The following is an 11,278-nucleotide window of genomic DNA, read 5'->3' on the forward strand; positions in this document are numbered from 1 at the left end:
GACGCTACGAGCCGTGGTCATCCCGGGCAACGGCATTCGCGGTGGAGGCAGCCGTCAGGGTGGTGATGGCGCGGCGGATGCGGCTGGCCGCCGCCGGGCTCTCCCCGTCGGTGAGGGCGACGTGGTGCAGGACTCCGACCGCCGCCAGCGCCAGCGCCTCGGTGTCGGCGGGTGCGGCCAGTCGTCCGATGCGCTGCTCGGCGTCCAGGTAGGCGACGACGGCGCGTTCGAGGGCGCGCAGCGCGGCGCCGCCGCTGCCCAGTACCGCTTCGACGGCTGCCACGAGCGTCGGCCGGTAGGCGAAGAGCCGGGTGACGGCCAGCATCGTGATCATCGGGGTGGCGAGCAGCGTCGCACTGAGATTCGCGTCGACGGTGCCGGTGCCGGCCCGATCGGGGAGCCCGGCCGCTACGGCGGCGATCTGGAAGCTCCGGTCGACCGCGTAGCCGGTCAGGAAGTCGTCGAAGCTGGCGAAGTGGGCGAAGAGCAGCCCGGTGGCGACGCCGCCCGCCTGGGTCACGGCCCGGCTGGTGAGCTGGCTGGGCCCGGCCGCCACGATCACGCGTTCCGCGGCGGCGAACAGGTGCTGCCGGGGCTCGGTGATGGCGACTCCGCGTGGCATGTCGGCAGTCTACGCAACTTGCGCACCGGATGAACATGCGCTCATCATGTTTGAGCATCTGCTCATACCTCACCCCGGGGGTCCGAATGAAGCGAACGGTGATCGTCGGCGCCGGCATAGCCGGCCTCGCCACCGCCCTGCGAATGGCACGCGACGGTTGGCAGCCGATCGTCGTCGAACGGGCCCCGGCCCGGCGCAGCGGCGGCTACCTGGTGAACCTGCTCGGGGCGGGCTATGACGCCGTCGAGCGGCTCGGTCTGGTTCCCGCCCTCGCCGAGCACACGCTTGGCGTGTTCACCACCGTGCTGGTCCGAGCGGACGGTCGGCCGAAGCTCACGGTGCCCTCGGTGGTCGCCGAGGCCGCGCTGGGCCCCCGCACCCTGACGGTGTTCCGCGGCGACCTGGAGAGCGTGCTCTACGAGGCGGTACGCGATCGGGCCGAGATCCGCTTCGGCACCACAGTCGAGTCCGTGGACCAGGACGCCGACCGGGTGGTGGTCACGCTCAGCGACGGCACCACCGAGGAGGTCGATCTGCTCGTCGGTGCCGATGGTGTGCACTCCGTGACCCGGGCGGCGCTGTTCGGTTCCGGTCATCGGGTCGACCTGCCGTACGTGGTGGCGGCCTTCCCGCTCAGCCGTCCGCCCGAGGCCGTGTCCGCGTCGTCCGCCACCACGTTCATCGGCCCCGGACGTACGGCGGCGATCGTCAACCTGGGCCCGCGCCGGTCCTCGGCCTTCTTCACCTACCGCTGCGCGGACCCCGACCGGGAACTGGAACGCGGGCCGGTGCCCGCGTTGCGGGCGGCCTTCGGAGATCTGGCGGGTGGCGTACCCGAGGCGATCCGTGACCTGGAGGCTGACCCGGCAAACGCCTACCTCGACCGGGTCAGCCAGGTGGACCTGCCGCAGTGGGGCGTCGGCCGGGCGGTTCTGCTCGGTGACGCGGCCTGGTGCGTCAGCCTCTTCGCCGGGCACGGCGCGGCCCTGGCGCTCGCCGGTGCCGACCAGCTCGGCACCGCCCTGCATCGGCACGGCGACGACATCCGGTCGGCGCTGACGCAGTGGGAGGCCGGCCTCCGCTCCGAGGTCGTCAAACGGCAGGCGCTCGCCCGTCGGGGCATGTACCAGTACGCGCCACCGAGCCGCCTGCACGTCTGGCTGAACGAGGCCACCATCCGGGCGGTCACCCTGCCCGGCATCCGTGGCCTCGTTCGTCGCGGCATCGAACGCCAGAACCGCTGAGGTGTCCGGCCGGTACCGGTGTGCGGTTGCTCAGCCGTACGGGTCGAAGGGGATTCCGGCCGGCTTGGCGGCGTTGAGCAGGTACTCGAACGAGCCATCCTTGATCTTGATGGTGGCCGCGCCGAAGTTGGCGTCCATCAACCGGGTGCGCAGCTCGGTGCTGGGCCAGCCGTGCCAGTCCACCACCGGCGGGTAGTGCCAGACGTGGTAGTGGTTCTCCGGCGGCTCGTCGTTGTTGTTGGCGAGCCGGAAGAAGTGCGTCGACGCGCCGTCCTTGTGGTAGACGACCTTCGGATGGGTGCCGTCGAACCGTACCTGGGCGCGCGGGTAGGTGCGTCGGCTGCTGTGCTGCGTGGTGCTCACGTACTCGACCCGGTTGGCCGCCTGGTCGACCCAGGAGATGACGTGCTCCCAGTCGTGCCGGTGGCCGCCGAGGCCACTGCCGTGCACGGCCTGGTCCTTCTCGAAGTAGCTGGCGTAGACGATCGCGCACCAGCCGTTGTTGCACCTGGAGCGGGCATACGTCTGCGACATGTCCAGATCGGAGCGGTCGCGGCAGCTGCCGTTTATCGCCCCGGTGGTCTTCAGTCCACCGTTTATCGTGCCGTCCGGGCTGATCGCGGAGACGGCGTAGCAGCCGTCGGTGTCGTAGTCGTAGGCGGGTGAGAACGACGACTCGTAGCCGCCGGCGTTGTGCGGCAGGTTGGGCAGTGAGTTCGCGTGGGCCGGTGCCGCCGGGACCAGGACGCCCAGCGCGGCCAGCCCGGCGACGAGTCGGGCCGGCCAGCGCCGGTAGGGCCTGGCCGGCCGGCCGGAGGGAGGGCTGGCCGGCGGGGGAGCGGGCGGTGCGGACGCGAGTTCCATGGCTATCTATATCGCACGCCGGGGCGTCCGGGTCAACGCCAAACATGAGGACGGCTCATTAACGGTGGGTGTGCGGGACAGCTGTTGAACCCCGCGGACCTGGGATCACGCCGTGCCGCAGCGACTGAGCAGGATCGGGACACCGTCGCCGGTCAGCTCCGCGTAGTAGCTCTGACGTCCGGTCATCGCCATCGTCAGGGCGAGCGTGGCACCGGACACCAGCGGCCCGGCGCCTGTGGTGAAGGGTCCGTCGGTCGCCGCCAGGCGCAACCCACGGATCCGGGTCCTGGTCGGCACGGTGAGGTCCGAGCCGGCGAAGTACTCGGCGACCCGGGTGACGGTCCCGATCGGGTACGCGCGGTCCAGCCCCAGCGGGCGGCGGATGTCCTGGCCGTGCACGATCTGCTCGCCGAGCATCGCCAGCACCGGCAGGGGTGGCTTGGTGGTGCTGGTGATGATCCGGCGGAACCCGGCGAGGGTGTCGTCGGGGGTGTCGCCCAGATGTTCGTTGAGCCGCATGAGCACCTGTCGGTCGAAGTCCCACCGGCAGCGGATCACGCCGAGCATCCAGCGCACGGGGTTGAGGCTGGCCGCCGCGGTGAGATGTGCGAGAACCTCGCGCACCGTCAGACCCGTGCAAAGTGACGGTGTGGTCCACCTGTCGGTGGTCAGGACGGCGAGATCGTCGGCAAGCGCCGCCCGTTCCGCGTGGACCAGCGCCCAGACGCCGGTGCGGTCGAGTGCCGGAATGTACTCGGTCATGCGATGGGCCTCCTGTCGTGGCCGCCGTTTCGCGGAGCCCGCCTGTCAGGGGGCGCGGCGAACGGGGCTGTCGTGGCATGTCGAAAGGAAGACTTCCGGCGTCGGGCAGAATCGTCGCTCGTGAACGACAGTTCTTCCGGGCGGACCCGCGACCCGTCACCCGCTGCCGAGGATCCGGACCTCGTCCGGGCTCGGGCGGGGGACGACGCCGCGTTCGGCCGGCTGGTGGCACCGCTGCGCCGGGAGTTGCACGTGCACTGCTACCGGATGCTCGGCTCCGTGCACGACGCCGACGACGCCCTGCAGGAGGCGTTGCTGCGGGCCTGGCGGGGAGTCGGCCGTCACACCGGGCGCGGATCCCTGCGGTCGTGGCTCTACGCCATCGCCACCCGTACCTGCCTGGATGCCGCAACGACCCGCCGCAGACGCGCGTTGCCCGTCGATCTCGGACCGGCCAGCGACCGGGTCCCACCCGACGGTGTCGCCCGGACCGAGGTGGCCTGGCTGGGCCCGTACCCGGACATCGCGATCACCACGGGACCGCTCGGTCCGCACGCCCGGTACGAGCAGCGGGAGGCCGTCGAACTCGCCTTCGTCGCCGCCCTGCAACACCTGCCCGGCAATCAACGCGCCGCGCTGCTGCTCTTCGATGTCCTCGGCTACTCCGTCGCCGAGATCGCCGCGATGATGGACACCTCGACCACGTCGGTGAACTCGGCGCTGGCACGGGCCCGCAGGATGGTCGCCGAGCGGGTGCCGCCAGCGACGCAGCAGCAGACGCTGCGCGAGATCGGGGACGACCGGTTGCGCCGGCTCGTCACGGCGTTCGCCGCAGCGTTCGAACGCCGGGACGTGGACGCCCTGGTCGCGCTGCTGGCCGAGGACGTCACCTGGTCGATGCCACCGCTGGCGCAGTGGTACGCCGGACTCGACGCCGTCGCCGACTTCGCCACCGAGGTGCCGCTCGGCAGCTGCCCCAGCTGGCGATCCCTGCCGACAAGCGCGAACGGCCAGCCGGCCGTCGCTTTCTATCTGGGCGAGGACCGCACCGGGACCCACCACGGCTGGTCGGTCACCGTGCTGACCCTGCGTGGCGACCGAGTCGCCGGGATCACCTCGTTCGTCGGCGAGGACCACTTCGTCCGGTTCGCCCTGCCGGTCAGCGTCGGCGGAGAAACGGCTGTTGGCCGCTGCTCCTAGATGACCAGGGTGTCGTGGCGGCCGGCTCGGCGGCGGACGTGACCGCGCCCCCCGGCGAGCAGGGCGATCGCGGTCCAGCCGATGATGCCGAGCACGAGCGCGGTCAGCCTGCCGTCGGAGTCGACCCGGTGGGCGGGCTGGAGGGCGATCCGTCCCTCCGGATCGGTAGCACGCCTCAGCGCGTCGCGGTCAGCGTCACAGGTACGGCGACCACCTTCGCCGGTGAGCCGTCGACGGCTGACACCTCGTACGCCTCGATCGTGCCGGCCTGGTCGCGGGACACCCGGTAGCTCAGCGTGAGCCGGTAGCCGCCCCGGCAACCGGTGCCGCAGGTGGCGGTGGTGAATCCGGTGGCGAGTTGGCGTCCGGCGGCGTCGAGCACCCGGACGTTGACCGTCGCCTCGAACACGTCGGCGCTGCCGGTGACGGTGACCGGGCTGGTCACCCGGTCGCCGATGCCCGGTGCGGTGACCACGATCGGGGCCAGCAGGTCGGCGTGATCGGCGCGGCCGGCCGGCGCGGAGGTGCCGAAGTCGACCCGGCGCACGGTGGGGAACTGGGTGAGGGTGTAGACCACCTGCGCCTGGCGTAGCCGGGCGGTGACCGGGTCGGTCGCGGCGGCCAGCCGGACGCTGGCGACCCCGGACACTATCCGGCTCACCTCGGCGCCGTCGGGCAGCAGGGTCACCAGACCGGCGTCGGCCTCCCGCCGGGTCGGCCCGGCGGCCAGCTCGGCCAGGGCCAGCCGGGAGGTGGCCACAGTGGCGGGTCGGGTCCGCCGGGTCGGCACGAGTTGCCCCTGGCGGACGTACCACAGCTCCAGGGTGAGCGTCTCCGGCCGGCCGGTGGCCGCGCTGCCTGTGGTCGGCGGCGCGGGGGTGGAACTGCCGGCGGTCGGCGAGGTGGTGGTGGATGGCGGCGCGACTGCTGTCGACCTGCTGGTGGTGGCGGAGGCAGGCGCGGGGGCGGTCGGTGCCGGCCCGAGCGAACCGGACCGCGACGGCGCGCAGCCGGCCGCCAGCAGCAGCACGGCGAACGCCGCCGTCACCCGCCGCCGCTCAGTTTGCTGGGGCCCCGGGACGGTCCGGTACCGCCAGGCGGTGGTGGGCCCGGTCACCGCGCATCCTCCGGCGCCACGTCGGGCAGGTCGAGGCGGAACCGGGTGCCGGTGCCGGGGGCGCTGTGCACGGTCAACCGGCCACCGAGCAGCCGGGCGTTCTCCCGGGCGATGGCCAGACCGAGCCCGCTACCGCCGCCCGAGCGTGCCGGGTCGACCTTGTGGAACCTGTCGAACAGGCGGGGCAGGTGCTCGGCCGGGATGCCGGGCCCCTGGTCGTCGACATCGAAATGCACCCGGTCACCGGACCGGACGGCCCGTACCCGGACCTCACCGCCGCCGTGCTGCACCGCGTTGGCGATCAGATTTCCCAGCACCCGTTCCAGCCGGCGCGGGTCGCTGCGAAGCCGCAGCGGACCGCCGTCGACGGTCACCCGGTCCGGCCAGCCGCGCGCGGCCACGACTGCCCGCAGCAGGGCCGGTGCGTCCACGTCGGTCACGCTCACCGCCTCCCGTCCGGCGTCCAGTCGGGAGATCTCCATCAGGTCCTCCACCAGGCGGCGCAGCCGGACCACGTCGCTGACCAGCAGCTCACCGGCGCGCCGGGCGTCACCGGGCAACTGGTCGAGGTGGTCGCGCAGCAGCGAGGCCGCACCCACCAGAGCGGTGACCGGGGTACGCAGCTCGTGCGCCACATCGGCGGTGAACCGCCGCTCCCGTTCCTGTGCGTGGTGCAGGGCGGTGATCTTCAACTCCAACGCCTCGGCCATCTCGTTGAACGAGGCCGCCCAGACGCTGAACTCGTCCCGCTCGCCCACCGGCAGCCGGGTGGCGAGCAGACCCTCGGTGATGGCCCGAGCGGCCCGGCTGGCCCGGCCCACAGGTTCCAGGGTGCGCCGGGCGAGGGTGTGCCCGACAGTGGCGGCGAGCAGCACCACAAGCACCCAGCCGGCCGCGAGGGCGTTGCGCAACTGCTCCAGCCCGGCGGCGAGGTCGTCCTCGTCGGTGATGACGTACAGCTCGACAGTCGAACCGGGTATCCGTCCACCCACCACGAGCAGCCGCGTCGGCTGGGAGCTGCGCTGGTAGCCGAGCTGCCCGGCCGCGACGGTGCTCCGCAGCCGTTCGGTCAGGGGCGGCGCGTACGCCGGGTCCGAGGGCCAGGTGTCGCCGGCCACCAGCACCACGTGCCGACCGCTGCCCTCGAAACTGGTGAGCAGTTCGGTGCGGCGCTGCTCGGTCAGCGGCAGGAACTGTCCGGCCAGCACCAACCGGTACCGGGCGTCGGCCGCGGCGGCGTGCAGCGACGCGTCGTAGCGGGCCTGTCGTAACAGCAGGTACGACCCGCCGGCGAGCACCCCGGCGGAAATCCCGGCGACGAGCACGAACGCGATTGTCAGTCGGCGGCGCAGCCGACCCGGTCGGACGGTCCGTGCGTCCGCCGTCGTCGCCCGTGCCGGCCCGTCGCCCATCGCCGCCCCCGCTCATCCGGCGACGAACTTGTACCCGGCGCCGCGCACGGTGCGGATCAGCTGGGGGTTGCCCGGGTCCGCCTCGACCTTTGTGCGCAGCCGCTGCACCGCCACGTCGACCAGCCGGCTGTCACCCAGATAGCTGTGGTTCCAGACGCGATCCAGCAGCAGCTCGCGGGTGAACACCTGCCCGGGCCGGCGGGCCAGCTCCAGCAGCAGCCGGAACTCGGTGGTGGTCAGTGGCAGTTCCCGACCGTCCCGGCGGGCCACGAAGGCGCCAGGGTCGATCTCCAGACCGCCGACCCGCAGCGGGCCGGGCTCGGGCGGCACCACGGTCCGGCGCAGCACCGAACGGACGCGGGCCACCAACTCGGGCAGGTCGAACGGTTTACGCAGGTAGTCGTCGGCACCGCACTCGAGGCCGACCACCACGTCGATGGTGTCGGTACGGGCGGTCAACATGAGGATCGGCACCGCGCTGCTGCGCCGGATCTCCCGACACACCTCCAGCCCGTCGAGGCCGGGCAGCATGACGTCGAGCACGATCAGGTCGACGGTCCCGGCCCGCCAGGCGGCCAGGGCCTGCCGGCCGTCGGCGGCGGTGTCCACCCGGAAACCGGCTCGGCGCAGCCCGAGGGCGGTGACCTCCCGGATGGAGGCGTCGTCCTCGACCACCAGCACACGCCCGTCCATGATGCACCCAGGGTAGTCCCGGGACGCCGGGCCGTCGCTCGGCGTGACGGGCGGGGATGGGGGCCCGGCCGGTGCCGGACCCCCACCGCAGTGGTCGGTCATTCCTGCCACTGGTGTGCCACGTCGAGCACGATCCGGCTGTGGTCACCGGGCCCGGCCAGGACGAACACCCGGAACGGCAGCCGGGCGCGGACCCCGACGGCGAAGGTGCTGTAGCCCTCGAAACTGCCGCCGAAGACCACGTCGCGCAGGGTCTGGTAGCGCAGCACGTTCGCCACGTGCTCGCCGGTCCGGTACGGCACCGTCGCGAGGTGCTCGTCGTCGTACGCGGGGGCGCGCAGCGAGACCCGCAGCAGCGCGTCGCCGGCGGTGTAGGGCGACAGCGCCAACCCCTCGCCCTCGGTGTACGTCTCGCCGTAGCCGACGGCGTAGCCGGTGACCGGGCCGTCGAACTCGAACACCACCCGGTCGTAGCAGTCGTGCCGGCCGGTGCGGACGTCGATGAGCGGTGCGGAGCTGAGCGCCCCGGCGGTCTTGTCGCCGCTGCCCCAGGTGATCCCGCAGTACGGTGAGCCGGTCGCCGCCTGCTTGGCGGTGGTGGGCGTGGCCGTGGCCGTCGCGGCGATCAGCGTGGCGAGCGCCACGAGCAGCGTGGTGACTGTCCTTCTGATCCGCATCCTCGTCTCCTTTCCGTCCCGCCGCGACGTACCGCGCGGGCGGGTGTGTGCTGGTCGGATCCACAGTCGGGCCGGCCCGCCACAGTGGCTTCACCGTGGCGTAACGCGCGGGTAACAGCGGCGGGCGGTATGACGCTTTCGCGATGACGACGAACGTCGGGTGACAACTAATATTCACGCACATCGATAGCGGCGTGTCGGCGCGCCGCTCAGTCCGCAGGGGAGTGCGTGATGATGCGACGACAACTGCTGCGCGCGGCCACCGCCGCGTTGGCGGCGGTGCTGGCGGCGACGGGGCTCCAGGTGGCCACCGCCACCGGCGCCTCGGCGGCGCGGACCGTCTACTACGACGCCAGCCGGGCCGGCGAGTTCCGCACCAACTTCGACCAGGCCGCACAGATCTGGAACAGCCGGGTCAGCAACGTGCGGCTGGTGCCCGGCACGCCGGCGAACGTCACCATCTACGTCGACAGTGGCTGGCCCCGGGCGCAGGTCACCGGGCTCGGCTCCGGCCGGATCTGGATGGGCTGGCAGGCGGTGAACCAGGGCTATCACCGTACCCGGATCGCGACCCACGAGTTCGGTCACATCCTCGGTCTGCCCGACCGTCGCACCGGGCTCTGCTCCGACCTCATGTCCGGCAGCAGCGCCCCGGTCTCCTGCACCAACGCCTACCCCAGCGCCGCCGAGGCGAGCCGGGTCAACCAGCTCTTCGCCGGCAGCGTGAGCGCGTCTGCCGCGGCCGGCACGTTCACCTGGACCGAGGACACCGGCGTCGGGATCCTCGTGGTCAATGGCCGGCCAGCCACCGAGAACTACTCGTGGCTGGTCTACACCTCCGGCTGCACCGGTACCCTGATCAAGGCCAACTGGATGGTCACCGCGAAGCACTGCCCGACCCCGTCGTCGGTCCGGGTGGGCAGCACCAACCGCACCAGCGGCGGCACTGTCGTCGGGGTGAGCCGGGCGGTCAACCACCCGAGCATCGACGTCAAGCTGTTCCAGCTCTCCAGCTCGGTCAGCCACGCGCCCGCGCCGATCCCGACCACCTCCGGCGCCGTCGGCACGGCAACTCGGATCATCGGTTGGGGTCAGACCTGCGCACCCCGCGGCTGCGGCTCCGCGCCGACAGTGGCGCACGAGCTGGACACCTCGATCGTGGCCGACAGCCGGTGCAGCGGGATCAACGGTCCGTACGAGATCTGCACCAACAACACCAACGGCAACGCCGGTGCCTGCTACGGCGACTCCGGCGGCCCGCAGGTGCGCCGGATCAACGGCGTGTGGAACCTGATCGGCGCGACCAGCCGGGCCGGCAACAACAACTCCACCTGCGCCACCGGCCCGTCCATCTACGGCGACCTGCCCTCGATCCGCTCCTGGATCAACACCCAGGTCGGCGGCCTCCCCGCCTGACAGCTCCCGCCGATCATGCAGTTGTGGCACCTCACGAATGCCCCTGACCGGGCATTCCGGGTGCCACAACTGCATGATCGGCAAGGGGTGTGCGGGGGCGGGGTGGTGGGGTGGGATAGTGGTCGGTCGTGGCGAGATATGGGGTGTTGAGTCTGCCGTCGAGTAACCGGGTTTACTCGGGGGCGGCGGTGGAGCTGACGCGGGCGGAGCTGGAGATCTTCGGCGACGCGGTGCTCGGCGGGCGGATCGGTGACGTGGCGACGACGACGATCGGCGGGGCGCGTTACATCACGTTCGACGCCGCCGGCGGCCTGAGCGAGCAGGACGCCGCGCTGCTGGGCAACCTCTCCAGCGCGTACGCGATCTTCGAGTTCGTCGGTGACCTGCTACGACCCGTGCCGTTGACCCGACTGGACCGCTTCGACGACGACCTGCTCACCATCCAGAAGTACCCCGGCAAGACGAACGAGCAGTTCACCAAGTTGCTGCTCAACCTCACGCTGCTCGCCTCGGACGGAGCCGGCGACCTGCTGACCCGGCGATTCCGGGTGCTCGACCCGTTGTGTGGCCGGGGCACCACGCTCAACCAGGCGATGATGTACGGCTTCGACGCCGCCGGGCTCGACCGCGACAGCAAGGACTTCGAGGCGTACCAGACGTTCCTGAGCACCTGGCTCAAGCGCAAGCGGATCAAGCACCGGGTGTTGGAGTCCGGTCCGATCCGCCGGGAACGCAAGGTGGTCGGCCGGCGGTTGCGGGTGGAACTGGCCGCCTCGAAGGAGGCCCACAAGGCCGGCGACGTGCAGTCGGTGGACATGGTCAACGCCGACACCACCCGGATCGGCGAGTTCTTCCGCCCGGAGACCATGGACGTGGTGGTGGCCGACGCGCCGTACGGCGTGCAGCACGGCAGCCGTACCGCCGAGAACGGACTGGCCCGCGACCCGCTCGCCCTGCTCAACGCCGCCGCGCCGGGGTGGGCGCGGGTGCTGCGCCCCGGTGGCGCGCTGGGCATCTCGTGGAACACGAACGTCGCCCGCCGCGAGGCCGCCGCCGAGTGCCTGGCCGCGGCCGGTCTCACCGTCCTCGACACCGGCCCCTGGCGCACCCTCTCCCACCGCGTCGACCAGTCCATAGTCCGCGACGTCCTGGTGGCCCACAAACCCCACTAACCCCCTTACCCCCACCCCACCCGCCTTGCCGCGTTGATCATGAGGTTGACGGCGATGTCGATCTCTAAACTGCCGCTAACCTCATGATCAACGCAGCAA

Annotated in this window: 11 protein-coding genes; 4 read left to right on the top strand and 7 right to left on the bottom strand. The window is 71.8% G+C overall.

Features of this window, described 5'->3' with window-relative positions; genetic code table 11:
• Window positions 1-4: 4 nt before the first annotated feature.
• Window positions 5-622 carry a TetR/AcrR family transcriptional regulator gene (locus Van01_RS05795; RefSeq protein WP_204001406.1) on the bottom strand — a complete coding sequence of 206 codons (618 nt, stop codon included), beginning with the start codon at window positions 620-622 and terminating at the stop codon, window positions 5-7.
• An 86-nt stretch (window positions 623-708) separates the two neighbouring features.
• On the opposite strand from Van01_RS05795, the gene Van01_RS05800 reads away from it, so the two are divergent.
• Window positions 709-1,866, top strand: a complete 1,158-nt coding sequence (locus Van01_RS05800) for an FAD-dependent monooxygenase (RefSeq protein WP_204001409.1) — start codon at window positions 709-711, stop codon at window positions 1,864-1,866.
• Between the two features lie 30 nt (window positions 1,867-1,896).
• Here the strand turns inward: Van01_RS05800 and Van01_RS05805 are convergent, their stop codons facing one another.
• A complete protein-coding gene (locus tag Van01_RS05805) occupies window positions 1,897-2,730 on the bottom strand; it encodes an NPP1 family protein (RefSeq protein WP_204001412.1) in 834 nt (277 codons plus the stop codon).
• 105 nt (window positions 2,731-2,835) lie between these two features.
• Window positions 2,836-3,492, bottom strand: a complete 657-nt coding sequence (locus Van01_RS05810; RefSeq protein WP_204001415.1) for a maleylpyruvate isomerase family mycothiol-dependent enzyme — start codon at window positions 3,490-3,492, stop codon at window positions 2,836-2,838.
• A 120-nt stretch (window positions 3,493-3,612) separates the two neighbouring features.
• Between Van01_RS05810 and Van01_RS05815 the strand changes: the two genes are divergently transcribed.
• On the top strand, window positions 3,613-4,692 hold the full coding sequence (locus tag Van01_RS05815; protein WP_239098881.1) for a sigma-70 family RNA polymerase sigma factor: 1,080 nt from the start codon (window positions 3,613-3,615) through the stop codon (window positions 4,690-4,692).
• A 175-nt stretch (window positions 4,693-4,867) separates the two neighbouring features.
• Here the strand turns inward: Van01_RS05815 and Van01_RS05820 are convergent, their stop codons facing one another.
• The 4 genes from Van01_RS05820 to Van01_RS05835 all read right to left on the bottom strand — a co-directional run bounded on the left by Van01_RS05820 (window position 4,868) and on the right by Van01_RS05835 (window position 8,591).
• Window positions 4,868-5,809: a Gmad2 immunoglobulin-like domain-containing protein gene (locus Van01_RS05820; RefSeq protein WP_239098882.1), complete on the bottom strand. Its 942-nt coding sequence runs from the start codon at window positions 5,807-5,809 to the stop codon at window positions 4,868-4,870.
• Window positions 5,806-7,221 carry an ATP-binding protein gene (locus Van01_RS05825; RefSeq protein WP_204001421.1) on the bottom strand — a complete coding sequence of 472 codons (1,416 nt, stop codon included), beginning with the start codon at window positions 7,219-7,221 and terminating at the stop codon, window positions 5,806-5,808. The genes Van01_RS05820 and Van01_RS05825 overlap by 4 nt, the downstream gene beginning before the upstream one ends.
• Window positions 7,222-7,233: 12 nt before the next feature.
• The gene (locus Van01_RS05830; RefSeq protein WP_204001424.1) at window positions 7,234-7,914 is read right to left on the bottom strand and encodes a response regulator; all 681 of its coding nucleotides are present in this window, start codon (window positions 7,912-7,914) and stop codon (window positions 7,234-7,236) included.
• A 98-nt stretch (window positions 7,915-8,012) separates the two neighbouring features.
• Window positions 8,013-8,591, bottom strand: coding sequence for an AMIN-like domain-containing (lipo)protein (locus Van01_RS05835; RefSeq protein ID WP_204001426.1), 579 nt, complete (start codon window positions 8,589-8,591; stop codon window positions 8,013-8,015).
• Window positions 8,592-8,825: 234 nt separating this feature from the next.
• Between Van01_RS05835 and Van01_RS05840 the strand changes: the two genes are divergently transcribed.
• Window positions 8,826-10,007, top strand: coding sequence for a snapalysin family zinc-dependent metalloprotease (locus tag Van01_RS05840; protein WP_239098895.1), 1,182 nt, complete (start codon window positions 8,826-8,828; stop codon window positions 10,005-10,007).
• A gap of 128 nt (window positions 10,008-10,135) precedes the next feature.
• On the top strand, window positions 10,136-11,179 hold the full coding sequence (locus Van01_RS05845) for a TRM11 family SAM-dependent methyltransferase (protein WP_204001429.1): 1,044 nt from the start codon (window positions 10,136-10,138) through the stop codon (window positions 11,177-11,179).
• Window positions 11,180-11,278 lie beyond the last annotated feature (99 nt).

Source organism: Micromonospora andamanensis (assembly GCF_016863495.1).
Classification (GTDB): Bacteria; Actinomycetota; Actinomycetes; order Mycobacteriales; family Micromonosporaceae; genus Micromonospora; species Micromonospora andamanensis.